Source organism: Sneathia vaginalis (assembly GCF_000973085.1).
GTDB classification, from domain to species: Bacteria; Fusobacteriota; Fusobacteriia; order Fusobacteriales; family Leptotrichiaceae; genus Sneathia; species Sneathia vaginalis.
The window spans coordinates 137605-158179 of sequence record NZ_CP011280.1 but is presented as its reverse complement, the minus strand read 5'-3'; the positions used below and the strand labels follow the sequence as shown (position 1 = coordinate 158179).

Annotated in this window: 25 protein-coding genes; 6 read left to right on the top strand and 19 right to left on the bottom strand. The window is 27.6% G+C overall.

Features of this window, described 5'->3' with window-relative positions:
• Positions 1–378 precede the first annotated feature (378 nt).
• The 6 genes from VC03_RS00830 to VC03_RS00805 are packed head-to-tail and all read right to left on the bottom strand — an operon-like array spanning position 379 to position 5553.
• Positions 379–1836 carry an Rqc2 family fibronectin-binding protein gene (locus VC03_RS00830; RefSeq protein ID WP_046328241.1) on the bottom strand — a complete coding sequence of 486 codons (1458 nt, stop codon included), beginning with the start codon at positions 1834–1836 and terminating at the stop codon, positions 379–381.
• Between the two features lies 1 nt (position 1837).
• A complete protein-coding gene (locus VC03_RS00825) occupies positions 1838–2497 on the bottom strand; it encodes a MarR family winged helix-turn-helix transcriptional regulator (RefSeq protein ID WP_046328240.1) in 660 nt (219 codons plus the stop codon).
• A gap of 8 nt (positions 2498–2505) precedes the next feature.
• Positions 2506–3135 (bottom strand): ribulose-phosphate 3-epimerase, encoded by a 630-nt coding sequence (rpe, locus tag VC03_RS00820; RefSeq protein WP_046328239.1) that lies wholly within the window; start codon positions 3133–3135, stop codon positions 2506–2508.
• Entirely contained in the window at positions 3132–3995 is an 864-nt protein-coding gene (gene rsgA / locus VC03_RS00815; protein WP_158500350.1) for a ribosome small subunit-dependent GTPase A, read from the bottom strand. Before rsgA ends, rpe begins: the two co-directional genes overlap by 4 nt.
• The gene (locus tag VC03_RS00810) at positions 3982–4809 is read right to left on the bottom strand and encodes a PASTA domain-containing protein (RefSeq protein ID WP_046328237.1); all 828 of its coding nucleotides are present in this window, start codon (positions 4807–4809) and stop codon (positions 3982–3984) included. The genes rsgA and VC03_RS00810 overlap by 14 nt, the downstream gene beginning before the upstream one ends.
• Positions 4810–4845: 36 nt before the next feature.
• Entirely contained in the window at positions 4846–5553 is a 708-nt protein-coding gene (locus VC03_RS00805) for a transaldolase (protein ID WP_046328236.1), read from the bottom strand.
• A gap of 117 nt (positions 5554–5670) precedes the next feature.
• Here VC03_RS00805 and VC03_RS00800 point away from each other — a divergent pair, with 117 nt between their 5' ends.
• Both VC03_RS00800 and VC03_RS00795 read left to right on the top strand, forming a co-directional pair.
• Positions 5671–7305 carry a formate--tetrahydrofolate ligase gene (locus tag VC03_RS00800; RefSeq protein ID WP_046328235.1) on the top strand — a complete coding sequence of 545 codons (1635 nt, stop codon included), beginning with the start codon at positions 5671–5673 and terminating at the stop codon, positions 7303–7305.
• Positions 7302–7760, top strand: coding sequence for a peroxiredoxin (locus VC03_RS00795; RefSeq protein WP_046328234.1), 459 nt, complete (start codon positions 7302–7304; stop codon positions 7758–7760). Before VC03_RS00800 ends, VC03_RS00795 begins: the two co-directional genes overlap by 4 nt.
• 77 nt (positions 7761–7837) lie before the next feature.
• Here VC03_RS00795 and rpsP read toward each other — a convergent pair whose 3' ends face one another.
• The 6 genes from rpsP to VC03_RS00765 form a co-directional block, all read right to left on the bottom strand.
• Positions 7838–8104, bottom strand: coding sequence for a 30S ribosomal protein S16 (gene rpsP / locus VC03_RS00790; protein ID WP_046328233.1), 267 nt, complete (start codon positions 8102–8104; stop codon positions 7838–7840).
• A 19-nt stretch (positions 8105–8123) separates the two neighbouring features.
• Complete coding sequence (gene ffh / locus VC03_RS00785; protein ID WP_046328232.1) at positions 8124–9428, bottom strand: signal recognition particle protein; 1305 nt, start codon at positions 9426–9428, stop codon at positions 8124–8126.
• Positions 9421–9750 (bottom strand): DNA-binding protein, encoded by a 330-nt coding sequence (locus tag VC03_RS00780; protein ID WP_046328231.1) that lies wholly within the window; start codon positions 9748–9750, stop codon positions 9421–9423. Before VC03_RS00780 ends, ffh begins: the two co-directional genes overlap by 8 nt.
• Positions 9751–9811: 61 nt before the next feature.
• Positions 9812–10585: an ABC transporter permease gene (locus VC03_RS00775; protein ID WP_046328230.1), complete on the bottom strand. Its 774-nt coding sequence runs from the start codon at positions 10583–10585 to the stop codon at positions 9812–9814.
• The gene (locus VC03_RS00770; RefSeq protein WP_046328229.1) at positions 10585–11352 is read right to left on the bottom strand and encodes an ABC transporter permease; all 768 of its coding nucleotides are present in this window, start codon (positions 11350–11352) and stop codon (positions 10585–10587) included. The genes VC03_RS00775 and VC03_RS00770 overlap by 1 nt, the downstream gene beginning before the upstream one ends.
• Entirely contained in the window at positions 11324–12232 is a 909-nt protein-coding gene (locus tag VC03_RS00765) for an ABC transporter ATP-binding protein (RefSeq protein ID WP_046328228.1), read from the bottom strand. The genes VC03_RS00770 and VC03_RS00765 overlap by 29 nt, the downstream gene beginning before the upstream one ends.
• A 157-nt stretch (positions 12233–12389) precedes the next feature.
• Between VC03_RS00765 and VC03_RS00760 the strand changes: the two genes are divergently transcribed.
• From VC03_RS00760 to VC03_RS00745, 4 genes are all read left to right on the top strand, one after another.
• The gene (locus VC03_RS00760; protein ID WP_046328227.1) at positions 12390–12755 is read left to right on the top strand and encodes a GntR family transcriptional regulator; all 366 of its coding nucleotides are present in this window, start codon (positions 12390–12392) and stop codon (positions 12753–12755) included.
• On the top strand, positions 12742–13443 hold the full coding sequence (locus VC03_RS00755) for an ABC transporter ATP-binding protein (RefSeq protein ID WP_046328226.1): 702 nt from the start codon (positions 12742–12744) through the stop codon (positions 13441–13443). The genes VC03_RS00760 and VC03_RS00755 overlap by 14 nt, the downstream gene beginning before the upstream one ends.
• Positions 13436–14125 (top strand): ABC-2 transporter permease, encoded by a 690-nt coding sequence (locus VC03_RS00750; RefSeq protein WP_046328225.1) that lies wholly within the window; start codon positions 13436–13438, stop codon positions 14123–14125. Before VC03_RS00755 ends, VC03_RS00750 begins: the two co-directional genes overlap by 8 nt.
• 65 nt (positions 14126–14190) lie before the next feature.
• Positions 14191–14628, top strand: coding sequence for a PTS sugar transporter subunit IIA (locus tag VC03_RS00745; RefSeq protein ID WP_046328224.1), 438 nt, complete (start codon positions 14191–14193; stop codon positions 14626–14628).
• Between the two features lie 35 nt (positions 14629–14663).
• Here the strand turns inward: VC03_RS00745 and VC03_RS00740 are convergent, their stop codons facing one another.
• Genes VC03_RS00740 through murB form a run of 7 tightly spaced genes read right to left on the bottom strand, consistent with a single transcriptional unit; the run spans position 14664 to position 20573 of the window.
• Positions 14664–16058 (bottom strand): C69 family dipeptidase, encoded by a 1395-nt coding sequence (locus VC03_RS00740; RefSeq protein ID WP_046328223.1) that lies wholly within the window; start codon positions 16056–16058, stop codon positions 14664–14666.
• Between the two features lie 11 nt (positions 16059–16069).
• A complete protein-coding gene (map, locus tag VC03_RS00735) occupies positions 16070–16840 on the bottom strand; it encodes a type I methionyl aminopeptidase (RefSeq protein WP_046328222.1) in 771 nt (256 codons plus the stop codon).
• Positions 16841–16843: 3 nt separating this feature from the next.
• Entirely contained in the window at positions 16844–17473 is a 630-nt protein-coding gene (locus VC03_RS00730) for an adenylate kinase (protein ID WP_046328221.1), read from the bottom strand.
• 17 nt (positions 17474–17490) lie between these two features.
• On the bottom strand, positions 17491–18540 hold the full coding sequence (gene ftsZ, locus VC03_RS00725; protein WP_046328220.1) for a cell division protein FtsZ: 1050 nt from the start codon (positions 18538–18540) through the stop codon (positions 17491–17493).
• An 8-nt stretch (positions 18541–18548) separates the two neighbouring features.
• A complete protein-coding gene (locus VC03_RS00720) occupies positions 18549–19217 on the bottom strand; it encodes a cell division protein FtsQ/DivIB (RefSeq protein WP_046328219.1) in 669 nt (222 codons plus the stop codon).
• Positions 19218–19260: 43 nt separating this feature from the next.
• The gene (locus VC03_RS06505; RefSeq protein WP_052727640.1) at positions 19261–19725 is read right to left on the bottom strand and encodes a DnaJ domain-containing protein; all 465 of its coding nucleotides are present in this window, start codon (positions 19723–19725) and stop codon (positions 19261–19263) included.
• Between the two features lie 8 nt (positions 19726–19733).
• Positions 19734–20573, bottom strand: a complete 840-nt coding sequence (murB, locus tag VC03_RS00710) for a UDP-N-acetylmuramate dehydrogenase (protein ID WP_046328218.1) — start codon at positions 20571–20573, stop codon at positions 19734–19736.
• Positions 20574–20575: the final 2 nt, after the last annotated feature.

Sequence of the window (20575 nt, the reverse complement as noted above, 5' to 3'; positions counted from 1 at the left end):
TTCCATTGTCCTTGTCTTTATTGACAATCACTATATTACCAAATTTAAACCCCTTTGTCAACAACTTTTTTTCTTTTTTTTTATTTTTGTTCTTTAGATATTGATTTTACTGGCTTTAACTGTATTGTTTTAATATTCTATATTTCAACATGCAAATAAACTTATACTGCTGTTATTTGGATTACAGCCCAATATGCTTATAGTAGAAGCATTAAACCAGCTAATAGAGCTTACTTATTCACACATAAAACTATTAATATATCTCTTCTTTAATCTGCTATATTTATTAAAACTATATCATTTAAATCTACACCTATAAATAGAGTTAATAAATAAAAAGGGAGTGTATAATAAAATGTGTAAATCACTTTATGTAATCTACACATTAATACTCTTATAATTCTTATATATTACCTGTCCTTTTTTTGCACCAGGTATTTTTTTTACAAATTTTTTCATACAATAGTCAACTGTTCCAGAAATTTTATTTTTTGAATTTTCTACTGCTAATTTTGCAGCATACTGTATTATATCATCTGTGATATTATCGCTTTTGACTAATATATGCGACCCTGGAACATCTTTTATATGAAACCAATAATCATTTGGCTTTGCTATCTCAAATGTTATTTTTTCATTTTCCGTGCTATTTCTTCCGATGAATATAATTGCTCCATTATACTCTTTTTTGCATAAATTTCTTTTACTTTGTTTAGTTGACTTTAATTTGTCCTTGCCTTGTATTCCTAACTCTTTTTCAATTTCTTCTAAACCTAATATATCTGTTTCATTCTCAGTATAATGTAACTGTTCCTTATAGTACTCTAGTTCTTCTTTTATATCTTCTTCTCTTTTAAGTAAACTTTCTTGTCTTCTCTTACATTTTGCATATTTTTGATAGAGTTTTTCAACATTCTTACTTGGACTAAGACTAGAATCTAATTGTATCTCTATTTGTTTATTGTTATAGTAATCAAATAATTCTATTTTTTCTTCTTTACCCTTTAATTTATATAGATTAGAAACTAATATATCTGCTTTTCTTTTATACTCTTCATAGTCTTTATTTTTTTCTAGGTCTATAGGAATCTTATTTTGTATAAGTTCAAGTCTTAATATATTCTTATTTATATACTTAAGCAATGGTCTTTTCTTGTTCTCTATTAAACTTAATTCAGAATTAGTTTTAAAGTAGGCATTAAGGCTATCATTTAAACTATCATATTTAGTATATGGAATATCTAAAAACTCATTATATGTCAACATATTATTTTCATATATCAGTGCCTTATAGCTTCTTTCAAACTCTTCTTGCTTACTCTTTTCCAATTTCACCATATATTTACCGTATTTATTAACGGTTTGTGGAAATACATAATTCGAGTTTTTTATTTGCTTTCTTTTAGCATTCATATTAGTAAACATATTAGTTATTATCACACTATCTTCATTTACTAAAAGCACATTAACTTCTTTACCTAATAATTCATATATTAACCTGTAGTTTAAAATATCTCCAGTTATATCCATCTTTTCAATATCTACTATTATTATTCTATCAGAAGGTCTAGAATATATGTCCTTTATTAATCCTCCTTGTATATATTTTTTTAATTGTAGTATAAAGGAACTGGTATACTCTGTATTTCTCAATTTTTCATCTTTGCTAAATACTATAGCTACCTCTTTATTTTCAAAATACAAGTCCTTCTTACCACAAAAAATTGAAAAGGAATTTTTGTCATATGCTACAATTTTACCAATTTTATTTCCCTTAAATATTTCATTTAATTCTCTTGATAAAAATTTTATCCCTACTGTGTCTAAATATATCATGTTATCTTCCTTTTTTGCATAGTATTAATACATCGTCATCTCTATTTATTTTTCTCTTCTTATTATCTATTTTCAATAAAATACTATCTTTATCTTTCTCAAGTATCTTAACTTTTTTCCCAATATTAAGTCCATCAGCTACTAAATACTTTAATTTATTATCGTCATTTATCTTTATGTCTATAATAACTAATCTATCATCTACTCTAAAATTAAATATATCTACAGGTTCAATACTTTTTTTTATGTTATACAAATTAGAAGTTATTTTTCTTAAAACATCAGAAAAAACTTGTAGATCTTTCTTATCAACATTCTCAGTTATTTGTTTAAATAATGTTGTATTAAAATTCCCGTGATACTTTAATGCTAGCTGGCCTTTTTTTGTAAGTTTAATATACACTATACGCTTATCTACTTCATCTTTTACCTTGGCTATGAATTGCTTTTTTTCTAACTTGTCAAGAGCCAATGAAATAGTACATACTTTTACATCCATTCTATCTGCTAATATTTTTACTGTTGTTTTCTTATTACCTATACTATCAATTATCTTCATTTCATTTGCAGTCATACATCTTATAGTATTATCTACATTAACTTTTTCTACTTTATAATAAATACTATAGAAATCATCTAAAGTCTCTTCTATTTTTCTCATACGTCTACCTATTTTAAACTTTCTATTCTCTGTTTGTAGTCTCCACCAAATACATATGAACCAGCAACTAGTACATTAGCTCCTGCTGTTTTAGCTAATTTTGCTGTTTTATCATTTATCCCTCCATCTACTTCTATGTCTATATCAGGATAAAGTTCTCTTAATTTTTGTATTTTATCTAAAGCTTGTGGTATGAATTTTTGCCCACCAAACCCTGGATTGACTGACATAACTAGTATCATATCTAATAAATATGCAACATTTTCTACAACAGAAATAGGCGTTGCTGGATTTAATGCCACACAAGCTTTTACGCCATATGATTTTATTAAATTTATTGCCCTATCTAAATGTTTTGTAGACTCAGCATGTATAGTAATACTATTTGCACCTGCATCTACCATATCTTTGATATATCTTTCTGGATTTTCCACCATCATATGTATGTCAAATATTAGCTTTGTATGTTTTCTTATCGCAGATATTACATCTTTACCAAAGGTAATATTAGGAACAAAAGCTCCATCCATAACATCTAAATGTAAATGTGTTGCTCCCGCTTTTTCTATGTTTATAACTTCATTTTTTAAATCACTAAAATCTGCTGATAATAGTGATGGTGCTATGTGTATATTCATCTATCCTCCTTAGTTATTATACTAGTATACATTAAATATCTAGTTTTACTTATACATCCATCTTCTACTGCCTTTTTTATACTACAACAAGGTTCATTTATATGCAAACAATCTCTAAATCTGCACTTTCCTATATATTCACTAAACTCATTAAACCAATGCATGGGTTCTCTTTTATCTTTAAAAGGTGGAATTTCAATACTTGAATATCCTGGAGTATCAAAAATACAAATTCCCTTATTTTCAAAATACTTTGTAATTATTGTAGTATTTTTTCCTTTTTTTGTCTTCTTACTTATTGTATCAACACTCATTACTCTTGTATCCATTAAATAATTTACAAGACTTGATTTACCAACACCACTTAATCCTGATAAAACTATATTTTTACCTACTAAAAACTCTTTTAATTGATTTGTACCTATGTTTTCTTTTAGACTAATAGGAAAGATTTGTAAGTCTTTAAAAATATTAGATAAATTCTTTAAAAACTCTTCCAATTCCTCTTTTTTTACTAAGTCTATCTTACTTAATATCAATACTCTATTAACACCTTTACTATCTATCCATAGTAAATTTTTTTGAAAAGATGTTAAATCAAATTTTGGATCTTTTATTGCATAAACTAAAGCAACATCGTCTATATTTGCTATTAATGGCCTTGTTAAATAGTTTTTTCTATCGTATATTTTTTCTATAACATCATCATTAAATTCTACATTATCTCCTATAATACAATTTAATTTATCATTTTTTTTCTTAAGTGACCCTTTTAATTTTAACATATACACTTTATCATTTGATTTTACTTCATAAAAACCTTGTGTTTTACCTACTACATAGCCCTTAATTTCCTTCACTTCCTTCTTTATTATCTTCTGTATTATTACTATCTACAGCCTTCTTTATTATCTCATCTATATTATCTTGCTTTATTTTTTCTCTATCTGCACTTGTTGTATCATTAGGTGCACTAATTACTACACTAACTTTTGTACCTTTACTTACTGACATATCTGGTGCTGGGCTACAAGAAACTATCACATTTGAAGGATAAGTTGTATTATCTACTTTAGTTATGTCACTAATCTTTAATCCTATTTGTGCTAAAACTCTATTTGCTTCATTAACATCTAACCCTACTATATCTGGCATTACATTTTTATCCATTGTTTCTTTAGTTGAAACTAAAAGACATATTTTTTCTCCATAAGCTATTTTTCTTGTATTAGGATAAATTGCTAAAACTGTATTGTCTTCTGCATCTGTATGGATATAGTCTACACGCTTTATCTCTATATTATTGTTTTCTAAATAGCTCATAGCTTCTGTAAGTGTTTTACCTACTAAATCTGGCACTTCATTACTCTTGTTATCATTAACAAATATTTTTATAACCCTATTTTTCTTTACTACTTCTCCTGCAATTGGTAATTGTGAGTAGATATAGTTAATGGGTACATCGCTTGATCTTGTACTTATTACATTAGCATAAAGTTTTGATTTCTTTAATTTCTTTATCGCATCATCCTTATCCATATTAGTTACATCAGGTACAACAACCATAGTCTCATTAAAGAAATTATCGATAATTATATTTTTTGATAAAAATATTAGGATTAAAACCAAAAATATATTTAATATCATTATCCTTTTTCTCATTATACTTCTCACAATACTACCTCCTAAAAAAGGGCTAGAAGCCCTATCTTATTCAAAAACACTAAATCCTAAATTAGATATATCTTTTGCAAAAGTTTTAACTGTATCATAAGATAAGTCTAATAAACTTTCTCCTCTTTTACCATATTTATATATTATTTCATTAGGACATGTTATAATATCAACTTTCAATGATTCAGCTTGGAATATATTATACACTTCTCTTGTACTTGCCCATAGAAGTTCAACTGAACCCTTCTTTTCATCGCAGATTCTTCTTGCCTTTTCTATTATCGGCATATGATCATGTCCTGCATCTGAAATTCTACCTGCAAACACTGATACATATCCTTTAGATTTTTCGTTTATAGCATCTACTGCTTCTCTTACTTGTTCTAATGTAAAGACAGCTGTTACATTTACTTTAACACCTTCGTCTGATAATTTCTTTATTAATTCTTTTGTACTTTTTCTATCTGTAGTCATTATAGGGATTTTTACGTATACATTATCTGCCCAACTAGCTATTTCTTTTGCTTCCTTATACATTGTTTCAAAGCTATTAGTAAACACTTCAAATGAAACAGGCACATTCTTAATATTTTCTAAAACTTTTTTAGAAAATTCTCTATAACTTTTAACTCCACCTTTTTTCATTAATGAAGGATTTGTTGTAAACCCATCTACTAATCCACTTTCATATATTTTTAGCATTTCTTCTAAGTTTGCTCCATCTGCAAATATTTTTATCGCCATATCTTTTACCTCCTACTTGTCATGATAAATTATACCACATTTTTTACATTTGAACTATAATATAAACATATATTTTATTAATTTTAAATATATGGTATAATATCTTGAGGTGATTAAATGAACGATATTGAAATATCTAGAAATACAAAATTAAAAAACATACGAGAGATATATCGAAATATTCACATACATGATGACGAAGTTTATGTTTATGGAGACTACAAAGCTAAAATTAAACTTAATATTTTTGATAGACTAGAAACCAGATCAAACGGTAAATTGGTATTAGTTACTAGCATTACACCTACAAAATATGGAGAAGGTAAATCTACTGTAACTATAGGTCTTACACAAGCATTTAATTTACTAAATTATTCTTCAATAGCAAGTATAAGGCAACCTTCAATGGGACCTGTATTTGGTCTAAAAGGTGGTGCAACAGGTGGGGGTTACTCACAAGTTTTACCAATGGAAGATATTAATTTGAATTTTACAGGTGATTTTCATGCAATAACAGCCGCTCATAATTTGATTGCTGCAACAATAGATAATCATATCTATTGGGGAAATGAACTTAAAATTGATAAGGATAATGTATATTTCAAAAGAGTTACAGATACTAATGATAGAGCATTAAGAAATATACTTATTAAAGATAAAAAATATGAAAGAAGTTCTTCATTTCAAATAACGGCAGCAAGCGAGTTAATGGCGATACTTTGTCTTAGTGAAAATTTAGAAGAACTTAAAGAAAGAATAGGAAATATTGTGGTCGCAAAATCACTAAATAATTCCTTAGTAACTGTAAAAGATTTGGGTGTAGATGGTGCTTGTGCTGTAATACTTAAAGATGCAATTTTACCTAACTTGGTGCAAACAACAGAAAATACCCCTGTTTTAATTCATGGTGGACCTTTTGCAAATATTGCTCATGGTTGCAGTTCAGTAATTGCAACAAAACTAGCATTAAAGCTTTGCGATTATACAATAACAGAGGCTGGATTTGCAGCAGATTTAGGAGCTGAAAAGTTTTTCGACATAAAATGTAGATTGTCATCTATAACTCCTGATGTTGCAGTTTTAGTTGTTACATGTAGAGCAATAGAAGAAAATGGTCTTGAAAATTTAAAAATTCATATTGAAAATCTTCGTAAATTTAATATCCCTATTGTAATTGGGATTAATAAGTTTAACGATGATACTGTAGAACAAATAGATAAGATTAAGGAATTTTCTAAATCTGAAAATATTTCTTGCTGTGTAGTTGATGCCTATTCTAAAGGAAGTATTGGTGCTGTTAATCTTGCTAAATTAATTGTTAATGAGATTAATAAGACAGAAGATTTATCTAATAAAGAAGTGGAAAATAATAATATAGAAACATTTAACTACCTTTATCCGATAGATATACCTATAGAAGAAAAAATTGATACATTAGTAAAATCTATATACCGTGCAACAAACATTAAATACTCTGATTTAGCACTTGAAAAACTAAAATTCTTCAAAGATAAAGGTATAGACAAACTACCTATCTGTGTTTCAAAGACACCTATGTCTATTACAGATGACCCTAAAATTAAGATACCTAATAATTATACTTTCAATGTAACAGATATTAGACCAGCATTTGGAGCAGGATTTGTAGTTATTATGTCTGGAAATATTATTGATATGCCTGGTTTACCTAAGATACCTAATGCATATAATATAGATATTAATAAAAAAGGAGAAATAGAGGGATTGTCATGATTAATGTAGGCGATGTAGCGTATAATTTCAGTTTACCTGATTATACAAATACAATGTATACTTTAAAACAATTTAGAGGAAAAAGAGTTATTCTTTATTTTTATCCTAAAGATGACACTATAGGATGCACACAACAAGCGTGTTGTTATAAGAAGTTTTACAAAGAGTTTTTAGAGCTCGATGTAGTCCTGATAGGTATTTCTATAGATTCTACCGAATCACATGCGAAATTTAGAAATAATTTCGACTTACCTTTCTTGCTTCTATCTGATTCAACAAAAGAAGTATGTGAACATTATGATGTACTAAAAGAAAAACAAATGTTCGGTAAGAAATATATTGGCGTAGTTAGAACTACCTATATAATCGACGAAAATGGATTAGTAGAAAAAGTTTATGAAAAAGTTAATCCAAGAGAAGATGCCGAAATGGTATTGAAATATTTGAAAAAGTAGTATAAATCGGCTATAATCAGCCGATTTTTTTGTAAAAAAAATGACCCCCACATTGTAGGAATCAATTTCTATTTACCTTATTTTCTCTTTGATTCTTCAAATTTTGCCCATGTTCCTGTCTTAACTAATAAAGATTTAACAGTTTGTGTTGGTTGTGCACCATTAGATAAGAATTTTAAAACTTCTTCTTCATTAACCTTTACTTGGTTTTCAGCAAATAAAGGATTAAATGTTCCAAGATATGCTACTGCCTTTCCATCTCTTTTTCCTAATGCTTCCATTGCAACAATTCTGTAAACTGGTTGTTTCTTTCTTCCTAATCTAGTTAATCTTAATTTTAACATTTATATACCTCCATATTTTTTAAAACATTTTTCCAAATCTTCCGCTATTTAACATCTTAACCATTTGTTTCATTTGTTCATATTGTTTTAATAGCTTATTAACATCACTAACATTTGTTCCACTACCTTTAGCTATTCTTTCTTTTCTAGAAAAAACTTTTAATAGTTGTGGATTACGTCTTTCTTGTACAGTCATTGAGTAGATTATAGCCTCAACTTTTTTCATTTCTTTTTCTGCTAAATTCATATCTATTCCGCCAAGGTTTACACCAGGTAGCATTTTCATAATACCACCCAAAGATCCTAATCTTTTTATCATTTTAAACTGCTTTAGAAAATCTTCAAAATCAAATTGATTCTTTCTAAATTTGGCTTCCATTAACTTAGCTTCTTTTTCGTCTATAACATCTTTTGCTTTTTCTACTAAAGACACTACATCTCCCATACCTAAGATTCTTCCAGCTAATCTATCAGGATGGAATTTAGCTATATCTGATAATTTTTCACCTTCACTTATGAATTTGATAGGTTTACCACAAACTTCTTTTATTGATAATGCAGCACCACCTCTTGTATCACCATCCATTTTTGTTAATACAACACCTGTAATGCCTAATGCTTCATTAAAGCTCTTTGAAACATTAACTGCATCTTGTCCTGTCATTCCATCAACTGTCAAAAGAATTTCATCTGGTTTAAAATTATTTTTAATATTTTTCAATTCTTCCATCAAGACTTCATCTATATGTAGTCTCCCTGCAGTATCTATTATTACGTTATTTACCTTATTCTCTCTAGCAAAATCCATACCTTGGCTAACTATGTTGATAGCATCTTTGCTATCATCAATTGTAAAGTTCAATGCTCCTATTTTATCTGCCAATACTTTTAATTGTTGTTTTGCTGCAGGTCTATATACATCTGCCCCTATTAGAAGTGTTTTTTCATTTTTTAAGTATTTAGCTAATTTTGCTGCAAATGTTGTCTTACCTGCTCCTTGCAATCCTACAAGCATTATTACTCTTATAGAGCCTTTCTTTTCGTTTAGCTCTACATTAGTCCCACCTAAAGTTTCTGTCAATTCATCATTTATTATTTTAATAAATTGTTGCCCAGGATTTACACCTACAAGAACGCTAGAACCCATAGCTTTTTCTTTTATTCTTGAAACAAAATTCTTAACTACAGTATAGTTAACATCTGCTTCAAGTAATGCCATTTTAACTTCTTTAATTGCCTCTTTAATATTAGATTCTGTCATTTTACTTTGACCACTAATTGTTTTCATGGCTTGTCTTAATTTATCGCTTAAACCTTCAAACATCACTATTTCCTTCTAACTCTTGTATGAGTTCTTTTAAATATTTCTTATCAAAATTAAAATATATTTTTTTTAAAATATCCAGAGTCTTTTCTCTATTTTCTAATATTTTTAAATTCTTTTCATAAAAATCTAATTTCTTACAAGCTCTTCTAATATTATCAAAGACAGCCTGTCTTGAAACATTCATAGCATTTGCTATTTCTGTAAACGAATTATCTTCCTCTAAAAATGCTTCTAGATACAATCTTTGTTTCCCAGAAAATAGTGGCTTATATGTCTCAAATAGATTTGAATATTTAACAAATTCTTCTATCTCTTTCATAACAAAGTAATTCTACATTAATTCAAAAAAAATGTCAAGCTTTTTTGCTTGACATTTGTGTTTAATTTGCTGATTGATATCGTTCTATCGACTTAAACCACAATCTATACACTACATTAGATAAAATAATACAAGTTAGTAAGTATACCACTGTATTAAATAAATCTACCTTAGATTGCAAGATATTTACTGGTAAATTATATACATATGCATAGGCAATTATGTATGTTAATACTACTTTTATACTACTAGGATATATATTTTTAGGATTTTTACCTAAATCTTCTAATATTTCCGTAACACCAAATAGTGCTGTAGCTCTATCAGTATAAAATGCTATCATAGCTATTAACGTATTAATTATTGCCATATATACTACTCCAATTAAAATAGATAGTACATACATTATTATTTTACTCAATCCTAATGTTTGATGACAAAGCAAAATTACTTGCAATACTGTGTATAGTATAAAGGTTACAAGACTTTCTAAATCTATCCCATAAAAAACATAGTAAAAAAATGAGTTTACAGGTCTAATGAAGATATAGTCCATTCTTCCATACAAAATATCTGTTATTATCTTATTATTCCCATATGAAAAGATCATATAGTATAGGCTGGTTATGACATGACCAGTAATAATTAGATTAAAATAGTCATATCTTGTAAATCCTGCTATAGTTTTTGTATATTTAAATAGGATAAACCCTGTAAATATTTCAAGTAAGAAGAATAAGATAGATACTATGAGCATTATAAAGCTGGTAATTCTAAAGTTTATTGTTTGTAATATGCTTAACTTTACTAACCGTTTAAATATTTTAATATTCATTATGCACCCATCCCTTCATATTTTTCTAGACCTTTTTTCATCATAAAATTATATGCCATTTTAAATATTACAAGCCAAATTAACCCTGCAATTATATACTTCACATTTTCACTAACACTTAGTGAATTTTGTAAACTCTTTGTTAAAGAAAATCCTATCATTGAAAAAGGATTATATTTAACTACACTATATATTGGCTTTGGCAGTATATCTAATGGAAATGTAGTACCTGATAGAATATAGTATATTCCATTAACTAAACCTATCAAGGGCCATGTTTCTAACATCCAAAATCCTAAACAGGCTAATGTTTGTTCGATATAGAAGTACACGAAATATATTATTATAAACAACATTAAAGTTAACAATATATTATTATTCTTATACACTATACCTGAACCCAAAAATATTAAGAGCATAAGAAAATTTTTTAATGCATTTTCTCCCAAGTAGAAAAATAATGACTCACTCTCAATACTTATTGGTCGTATTATATATGTTGATAGTTGTCCACTATGGACTAACTCTCCTATTCTTGTTACATTTCTAAAATCAAATAAATAATGTAGCATATTTATAATAAATATATACACTATCATTTCTTTTTTTGTATATGCCCCTATATCTGTATTATTTTGATAAATGCTTAACCACATATACAATATTGCTAAAAATGAAAAAATGTACATAAATATTTGAGCTAACATATTGAATCTATATTGAAAATTAATCAATATCCTATTTTTGCTTATTTTTAAATATTTCATAAATTATCTCATCCAATTCCTTTGAACCATTCTCAATATTCTCTACGTTATCTAAAGAAAGTTCAAATCTTTTTTCATTTATTTTTTTATACGCTGGAAAAACACCATCTTTTGTATCGATATAGTACTTATACTCGGCTTTGTATTTTTCTTTTAACTTATCTAAAGGAATATCTAAATGCTTTTGTCCTTCTATTATAACTATTATTCTCTTACATACTGCCTCAATATCTTTCATATAGTGGCTTGTAAGTAATATTATATTCTTTTCTTTCTTGTTAATCTCATTCAAAAACTCATATATAGCTTTTTGACTTACGATGTCTACTCCTATAGTTGGTTCATCTAAAAATAGGATCTTAGGTTTATGAATTAAAGAACAAATTAACTCAAATTTTAATCTCTCACCTAAAGATAATTTTCTAACAGGAATATTAATTTTCTTTTCTAAATTCAATAACTTCAAGAGATATTCTAGTCTTTCGGTATAATCTTCATCAGATATCTCATAAATATCTTTTAACATGGATAAGGTTTCACTACTAGGTAAATCCCATATTAACTGACTTTTTTGTCCCATTACTACACCTATATCTTTTAAATATCTCTTATCTTTAGTATATGGTGTATAGCCATTACATTTAACAGTTCCCTTATCATAATTCAAAATCCCTGTTAATATTTTTATTAACGTAGTTTTACCAGCTCCATTAGGACCTAATATACCTACAACTTCTCCATCATTAATCTCTATATTATCTATATTTAACGCTCTAACCTTTTGGTATTTTCTATTAAATAATCCTTTAATATTTTCTAGAAATCCCTCTTTTTGTTCGTATATAGTATAATAAAATTCTAAATCTTTTACGCTTATCATACACTCCCTCTTTCTATTTTCTTATTTTTTCAATTCTATCATCATTTTTATCACCTCTTTCTTGGTACAGAATAGCACTTTTTTAAAAAAAATACAAACTTTCTCTTGACACTTTGCGTGTTATAGTATACTATATAAGTATACAAGGAGGGAATGTATGGATTTTGATAATACTAAGCCTGTATACCTTCAACTATGTGATATTTTAATTCAAGATATAATTAACGGTAAATACAAGGCAAATGAAAAAATACCTTCTATTAAAGAGTTCGCTAAAAAATATATTGTAAATCAAAATACTGTTATACATGCATATAAAGAACTTGAAAATATGGGTATTATAGTCTCACAAAGGGGCTTAGGATACTTTATAGTAGATGACAAACATCTAGTAAAAAGTTTTTCTAAGGAGAAAATTAATCAAGCTATAAACGACTTTTTAATTTCAATAAAGCAATTCAATATAAGTAAGGAAGAACTTATAGAATACATCAAGGAGGTAGATTTTGATGCTATCAATTAAAAATTTAATAAAGAAATACAAAAATAAATCTGTTTTAAAAAATCTAAATTTAGAGTTGAATTCTGGTGAAATATTAGGCCTTTTAGGACCTAACGGTTGTGGAAAAACAACTTTAATGAAAATACTTTCTACAACTAACAGCTATAACTCTGGTGAAATAGTAATTAATGGTGAAAAATTAGGATATATCACAAATAAATATGTTGCATTTTTACCTGATACTCCTTTTGTCGATAAAAGTGACACAATTAAAAATGCAATTGATGAATATTCATATTTTTTTGATGACTTTGACAATACAAAAGCAGATATATTGCTACAAAAACTAAATTTAAATAAAAATCAAAAAATTTCAACATTATCTAAAGGTATGGTTGAAAAGCTACAATTAATATTGATACTTTCTAGAAATGCTAAGCTATATATACTAGATGAACCTATAGCAGGTGTTGATATTGTTACAAGAAAAGAAATAATGAAATTAATTACAGAAAACATTAATCAAGATTCTTCTGTAATAATTACTACACATTTAATAAGTGATATTGAACAACTTTTTGATAAAGTTGCTTTCTTAAAAGATGGGAAGATAGATAAAATACATGATGTAGAAACTATTCGTTATGAAACTAAAAAGTCTGTTGAACAACTTTACATAGAATGTTTTGGAGGTAATATAAATGATTAAATACTTTAAATATATACTAAAGAAAGATTATAAAACACTATTCTCTTCTGCTTTGTTACTAATATTTTTAATACTTTTTACTTGTTTTTTAAATAAAGAACACAATAATAAACCTATTTTTGCTAGCTTAATAATATTTTCAATGGGTTATGTATTTTTCATAGCATATCGTTGTATTGCTTTACTAACAAAAGACTTGTATTCTAATGAAAAATACTTTACATTTACACTACCTATATCAAAAGTAGGTATAGCATTTGGAAAATATCTTTATGCACTTTTGTATATAATAGTAATGCAAATATCTATATTGATTATTATATTCCTTACTTCATACAATAGAATGATGGCATCACATGTTGATATTAAAAATCATATTATTATTCCATCACTTACATTTATCACATTCTTTATTCTATTGTATTCAGTATACTACGTTCTTTTAGTAACAGGAAAAATACTATTAAAAAATGAAAAAATAGCTAAAGCTTTCGCAGTTGCATTATCAATAATAATTATTTCAATTATTATAAATATCGTAACAAATTTACTATTCGATAGACCATATAATCTAGAAGTATACAGACTAGCCTATATAATATTAACATTAGTGTATACTATAACATCAATAATACTAACAGGTATTTCTGGTATTCTATTAGAAAAATATTTAGATGCATAGTTTAATTGCTTTTTTTTAAAATCAATGTATAATTTGGTATAGAAAAAATATATAGGAGTGATAATATGCTAAAGGATGTATTATTTGATGACACTACACTTATTGATATTGATATTAAGGATAAAATTGATTTATTCACAAAAATCACTAAAATCTCTAAGGAAAAAGGATATATTTCAGATGAACAAGGTGTTATAGAAGACTTTTATGCAAAAGAACAAAATACAGAAACTTATCTTGGAACAGAATGTGCAATTCCTCATGCAAGAAGTAGCAGAATTCTTAAAAATGTAATATTTTTCGTTAGAGTTAAAAATAGTATAAAATGGTCTGATGAAGATAACGCTAAATTCATATTTGCAATATTAGCAAAAGAAAATGATGTTGACAAGCATATTGATATGTTAATGGCTGTTTCTAAAAAAGTTCTAGATCCTAAGGTTCTTGATGTTTTAAGAAAATCAAACAGTCGTGAAGAAATATTAGATATTTTATGTAAATAAAAAAATGCAGTTGTTGTTGACTGCATTTTTTAGTATTATAAATTTTCATCCATAGTAAATGACATCTTTGAAGCAGATAATGCTCTTGTCATAAAACTATTTAATAATTTTCTTGTCTTATCTAAAACATACTTTGCTGTAATTTCATTTTGTTCAGTTAGAAATTCTCTACAATTTTGCTTATTGTAATCCTTTAGAGCTTCTTTTACTTCATATACTCTTCTTCTTCCATATGCTCTTAAGTCTTCTAAATATTGTGTATTTTCTTTAGAGAATGCTCCATAATGTGTTTCAACATAGTATGAAAATACCTTAAATAGCCAATAAGCATACTTCATATCTAACTCAAATGTTGTATCTCTATACTCTACGGGTGTATCATTTACATCAACAAAAAATGGCACATAAGGTGTAAACGCAGTTGTTGCAAATGCAACCCATTGTATAGAATATTCATCCATTTCTAAAACATGTGATTGTTGAGTTCTTGATAATGATATTGCTCTAAATCTTGTTTTTTGTTCTTCAGTACCTTTACCTATAGGGTCAAATTCTGTTTCATTGTAGTGTGAACTTAGAATAAATTGAACATCTTCTACAGATATTAGTCTGTCTGCCTTATTTAAAAATGGTATATCTTTAGCAGTAGGCCCTAAATTGAAGTTCTTATCTAAATATCTATGTGCATACCATGCTCTTGATGTATTGTAAACTCTATCTAATTCTGAATATGTCCCAAATATATGTCTAAAGTTAAATGTATCCTTATCTGGATTTAATTTATGTTTTTCTACAAATTCTTGTATTCCATTTGACCAAATGTAGTTTTCACTATCATTAAAGTCTATCTTTTCTATGCATACACAATTAGGTGCAACTCCATACATATCACTTGGTAATTTTACAGCTACATAATGATGTCCTGTTGGTATTTCCATATACCAAATTTCTTCTTCATCAGCAAATAGTATTCCATTACCTTCAGCTGAACCATACTTTTCTATTAATCTTCCTAACATTTCTACAGCTTCACGTGCAGTCTTTACATATGGTGCTAAGATATCATTTATTGCATCTTCTGCTATACCATCTTTTACTAATGGATCATATGCAAGTACTCTTTCATTTCCATATAGACTTTCAGTAGAACTGATAGCCACATTTTTTTCATTTATACTTGCTTCACCAAATCTTCCTCTATTGAAAGTATCTGAAACTACATCTGGCATAGCTGTATATGACATACTTTCTTTTGGTAATTCTATTTTAACTTTAGTTAGATATGATTCATATATTCCATCCTTAGCTAAAGCCTTTTTTACAAATTCAAATCTTTTAGGATTAGTTGTTTCATGAGAATCTTCATTTCTAGCTATTATATTCTTCCCATTTAAACTTGCTTTTTTACCAACTATTACTGTTGTACACATATTATTCCTTTCTATAGTTCAGACAATATTAAAGGCTTACCATCAACTATAGCTACGCTATGTTCAAAGTGTGCAGATCTTTTTTTATCTATTGTCTTTACTGTCCATCCATCTTTTTGTATTTTAACTTTATGTGTTCCCATATTAACCATAGGTTCTATTGCTATAACAAGGCCTTCTTCTATGACAAGTCCTTCACCTTTTCTACCATAGTTCATTACATACGGATCTTCATGTAGCTCAAAGCCTACACCATGTCCACAAAAATCCCTTACTATTGAGTAACCTTTTGGTTCACAAAAACTTTGTATAGCGTGTCCTATGTCACCTAGTCTATTTCCTTTTATAGCTTGTTGTATTCCTAAATCTCTTGCTTTTCTAGTTGTATCTATTAAATCTTGATATTTTTGTTCTATTTTTCCCACTGGAAAAGTACAAGCTGCATCTCCGTAATATCCGTCTAATTTTGCAACTATATCAAGACTTACTATATCTCCTTCTTGTAAAATCTTTGTTTTTTTAGGTATTCCATGTACGACTTCTTCATTTACAGATATACAAGTTGCTGCTGGATATGGTGGATATGGCCACCCTATATCATACCCTTTTGTTGCACACACAGCACCTTGTGATAGCATATAGTCTTCACAAATTTTATCTATTTCCCAAGTGCTTATTCCTGGTTTTATGTACTTAGGTATTACATCAGAGAAGATTCTTGCTAATATTTCATTAGCTTTCTTTATTTTCTTAATATCATCTAATGTCTTTAACTTAACCATTTATTATTCACCTAGTATTCTAATTAAATCCTTTGTTATTTCTTCTGGTTTCTTTGTTCCATCTACTATTACAACTTTTCCTTGTGCCTTATAGTAGTCTAATACTGGAGCTGTTTGTAATTCATAATTTTCTAATCTTTTCTTTACAACTTCTTCTGTATCATCTGCTCTTTGAACTAAATCTTCCATTTTTTCATCTGTAGGTGGATTAAATTTAATATGATAAATTTTACCAGTCTTTTTTGAAGTTCTTCTTCCAGTTATTCTTTCTATTATATCTTCATTAGGTACATCTAATGCAAGTACCTTGTCAATTTTTTTACCTAAATCACTTAAAATTTCGTCTAATTTTTCTGCTTGTTTTGTAGTTCTTGGATAACCATCTAAGATAAATCCTTTTTGGCAATCTTCTTGTTGTAATCTTTCTTTTACTAATCCATTAACTACTTCATCTGGAACTAAATTTCCCTTATCCATATAGCTTCTAGCTTCAAGTCCTAACTTAGTACCTTGACTTATGGCGTTTCTTAATATATCACCAGTTGAAATTTGTGGTATATTGTACTTTTCTATTAATTCTTTAGCTTGTGTTCCTTTACCAGCACCTGGTGGTCCGAATAATGCAATATTCATTTTGTTTTTCCTTCTTTCTATATATTAAATGATGGGACTATAAAGTCTTGATTTTCATCAGTTGTGAATAAGCTATCTGATTGACCTTCTTCAGGTTTTACTTCTTCACTTTCATTATCTTCAAATCCTGTTGCTATTACTGATAGTATCATATTTTGTCTTTCTGGTTCATATATAGTTCCAAAGATTAAGTTGTCAACACCTGAATCTGATCCACTTGCTTTTTGAGATATTAATTCTTGCATCTTTATAACATCTTCCATTGTTACATTGTCTCCAGAAGTTACATTTACTAGTATCTTTGTTGCACCCTTTATGTCTTTTTCTAATAATGGGTTTGTTATAGTTCTTTCTACTATATCTTCAACAGATTCTCCTTCGTTTGATTCTACGAAACCAAATAATGCAACACCTGAATTTTCCATTACAGACTTAACATCTGAGAAGTCTAGATTTATTGTTCCTTCTTTTGTAATTAATTCTGCAATACCTTTAACTCCATAACGTAGTATAACATTTGAAGCTTTTAAATGTTGTTGGAAACCTAAATTTTTAGCTCCATCTAATTCTAATAATTTTTGATTAGGTATTACGATAAGTGTATCAACATATTTCTTTAATTCATCTAATCCTTTTTCAGCATTTAAGTTTCTCTTCTTACCTTCAAATTTGAATGGTTTTGTAACTATTGCAACAGTTAGTATTCCTTCTTCTTTAGCAATCTTTGCTACTACTGGTGCTGTACCTGTACCTGTTCCACCACCCATACCTGCTGTTATGAATATCATATCTTGACCTTTTATGGCTTTTCTAATGTCTTGTGCATTATCTTCAGCTGCTAATCTTGCTACTTCAGGATTAGCACCTGCTCCAAGGTGTCCTAGTGATATCTTAATCTTAGCATTAGACTTTCTCAAATCTTGTTCATCAGTATTTATTGCAACATATTCAACACCAACAATTTTTGAGTCTATCATGTCGTTTATAGCATTTCCACCTGCTCCACCGACACCTATAATTCTAATTTTTGTTCCTTTTGTTTCATAAACTTCATTTTCTTCGTTCATGGTTCCTCCTACCTAACACTTATTAATTCAAATCTTAAATCAATATATTCCATGCTGTTATTTTGTTCTTTTTCTTTGTTATATACTATATATCCTTGATTTAATTTTTTTATACTTACATCTTTTTTTACATACACTTTAACTCCATCAGATAAAACTATGACATACTTATCATCTTGTTTATATATTTCTGATGAAAGAGGATATAGACTACTCTTAGATAAGCTTTTAACTATCATTGATATATCGTTTTCTTCATCTTTATTGTTATAGTATACAATAGGTAAACCCTTATTATCTAATTCATCATAGCTTGTAAAAATATTTAAATTTTCATCTACTGCGAATAACTTATCGTTATTCATTACATATGCAAGAGGTTTTCTTTCTTCTATATATACCTTCAACTTATTAGGATAACTTTTTTTTATAATCACTTCTTTAACTCTTGCATCACTAGATATATTAGAAACCAATAAGTTAGTATTTACATAAACTATCGGTTTATTCTTAAATTCATCTAATTTACTTATTATATCTTTTTTTAATATTTCGTTGTTTCCTTCTACCTGTATTTCATCTACATAGAAAAAATCTGATTGTACCATCTGTAATATTCCTATAATTATTAAAAAAAGTATGAGTAACAATACATCTTTTTTTATTCTTTCTTTCATTTTTCCTCTTTTTTGAACATTTTATATATTTTAACATATATTTTTAGTGTCGTAAAGTATCATGTTCTTTTATTATGTTCCAATATTTATTTATTTCTTTCATCTTTTCTGATGCATCTGGACTTTTATTAACGTCTGGATGATACTTTTTAGCGAATTCTTTATATTTTCTTTTCTTTTCTTCTTCTGACATATCAGAAGTTATACCAAAGTAACTACACGCCTTTTCATACTCGCTATCACTAGTAGTATTGGGGTTATAGTATTCGTATTTTTGATTATAGTCATGGGAAAAGTCTTGTTTATAGTAAAATTTAAAGCCCCTATCTCTTTTTATCAGCTTATATATCCCCAAAATAACTAAAAATATTATTCTGTAATCTATAAAATTTCTCTTTGATATATAGATTAATAATGCTATTAAAAAATATATCCAAAATGGTAGTGCTAAGAATAATATTATAGCTATTAGTCCTATAAACATTAACATAAATAATATTGTTATCATATCAACCTCTATTTAAGAATTATTATTTCAGTATCTAGCATATATCCTGTCTTGCTATATACAACTTCTTTAATGTGTTTTATTAAATCTATTACATCAGAAAACTTTGCGTTACCATGATTTATTAAAAAATTAGGATGTTTTTCAGAGACTTCCATATCTCCTACTCTATATTTCTTTAATCCACAATCTGAAATTAACTGTGCTGCAAATTGTCCTTCAGGATTTTTAAATGTTGATCCTAAATTAGGGTAATCTAATGGATGATTATGTTGTCTTTTACTTAATTTATCTTCACAAGATGCTACATCAAAGCCATCATCTAATTTGAAAGTGGCTCCTATTACTATCCACTTATTATCCTTTATCTTTGTTCCTCTATATCTATATCCTAGTTCTTCCTTACTAAGAGTCTTAATTTCCTTATTACCCACTAAAACTCTTACAGACTCTATCTTATCAAATATTGTAGTACCATAGGCCCCTGCATTCATATTTACAAGACCTCCTATGCTACCTGGAATACCAGATATATTTTCTAATCCACCAAGATTATGGTCTCTCATATATTGTGTAAAAGTAGTTAAATCTACTCCAGCTTCTACATATACCCTATTATTTCCTAAATCTTCTATTTTATTTAATTTTTCAAGACTAACAAAATTTATATCTAAATATCCATCATAAATTAATGTATTAGTCCCGTTACCAATTAGATAGTATCTTTCATTAGGTTTAAATAGATTTTTTAATTCATCTTCTTTTTCTATATGTATTAAACTCTTTGCTATACCACCTATTTTCATATTGGAATATTCTCTCATTGATACATTTTCTTGTACTATCATTA

What these genes read in the sequence shown, in the direction of transcription:
- VC03_RS00775 (WP_046328230.1), bottom strand. Translation starts at nt 10,585, where the DNA reads ATGAATATTAAAATATTTAAACGGTTAGTAAAGTTAAGCATATTACAA.
- VC03_RS00760 (WP_046328227.1), top strand. Translation starts at nt 12,390, where the DNA reads ATGGATTTTGATAATACTAAGCCTGTATACCTTCAACTATGTGATATT.
- VC03_RS00805 (WP_046328236.1), bottom strand. Translation starts at nt 5,553, where the DNA reads ATGGCGATAAAAATATTTGCAGATGGAGCAAACTTAGAAGAAATGCTA.
- map (WP_046328222.1), bottom strand. Translation starts at nt 16,840, where the DNA reads ATGGTTAAGTTAAAGACATTAGATGATATTAAGAAAATAAAGAAAGCT.
- VC03_RS00825 (WP_046328240.1), bottom strand. Translation starts at nt 2,497, where the DNA reads ATGAGAAAAATAGAAGAGACTTTAGATGATTTCTATAGTATTTATTAT.
- rpe (WP_046328239.1), bottom strand. Translation starts at nt 3,135, where the DNA reads ATGAATATACACATAGCACCATCACTATTATCAGCAGATTTTAGTGAT.
- ftsZ (WP_046328220.1), bottom strand. Translation starts at nt 18,540, where the DNA reads ATGAACGAAGAAAATGAAGTTTATGAAACAAAAGGAACAAAAATTAGA.
- VC03_RS00800 (WP_046328235.1), top strand. Translation starts at nt 5,671, where the DNA reads ATGAACGATATTGAAATATCTAGAAATACAAAATTAAAAAACATACGA.
- VC03_RS00720 (WP_046328219.1), bottom strand. Translation starts at nt 19,217, where the DNA reads ATGAAAGAAAGAATAAAAAAAGATGTATTGTTACTCATACTTTTTTTA.
- VC03_RS00730 (WP_046328221.1), bottom strand. Translation starts at nt 17,473, where the DNA reads ATGAATATTGCATTATTCGGACCACCAGGTGCTGGTAAAGGAACACAA.
- VC03_RS00795 (WP_046328234.1), top strand. Translation starts at nt 7,302, where the DNA reads ATGATTAATGTAGGCGATGTAGCGTATAATTTCAGTTTACCTGATTAT.
- VC03_RS00755 (WP_046328226.1), top strand. Translation starts at nt 12,742, where the DNA reads ATGCTATCAATTAAAAATTTAATAAAGAAATACAAAAATAAATCTGTT.
- ffh (WP_046328232.1), bottom strand. Translation starts at nt 9,428, where the DNA reads ATGTTTGAAGGTTTAAGCGATAAATTAAGACAAGCCATGAAAACAATT.
- VC03_RS00750 (WP_046328225.1), top strand. Translation starts at nt 13,436, where the DNA reads ATGATTAAATACTTTAAATATATACTAAAGAAAGATTATAAAACACTA.
- murB (WP_046328218.1), bottom strand. Translation starts at nt 20,573, where the DNA reads ATGATAGTACAAGAAAATGTATCAATGAGAGAATATTCCAATATGAAA.
- rpsP (WP_046328233.1), bottom strand. Translation starts at nt 8,104, where the DNA reads ATGTTAAAATTAAGATTAACTAGATTAGGAAGAAAGAAACAACCAGTT.
- VC03_RS00740 (WP_046328223.1), bottom strand. Translation starts at nt 16,058, where the DNA reads ATGTGTACAACAGTAATAGTTGGTAAAAAAGCAAGTTTAAATGGGAAG.
- VC03_RS00830 (WP_046328241.1), bottom strand. Translation starts at nt 1,836, where the DNA reads ATGATATATTTAGACACAGTAGGGATAAAATTTTTATCAAGAGAATTA.
- VC03_RS00780 (WP_046328231.1), bottom strand. Translation starts at nt 9,750, where the DNA reads ATGAAAGAGATAGAAGAATTTGTTAAATATTCAAATCTATTTGAGACA.
- VC03_RS06505 (WP_052727640.1), bottom strand. Translation starts at nt 19,725, where the DNA reads ATGATAACAATATTATTTATGTTAATGTTTATAGGACTAATAGCTATA.
- VC03_RS00765 (WP_046328228.1), bottom strand. Translation starts at nt 12,232, where the DNA reads ATGATAAGCGTAAAAGATTTAGAATTTTATTATACTATATACGAACAA.
- VC03_RS00745 (WP_046328224.1), top strand. Translation starts at nt 14,191, where the DNA reads ATGCTAAAGGATGTATTATTTGATGACACTACACTTATTGATATTGAT.
- VC03_RS00770 (WP_046328229.1), bottom strand. Translation starts at nt 11,352, where the DNA reads ATGAAATATTTAAAAATAAGCAAAAATAGGATATTGATTAATTTTCAA.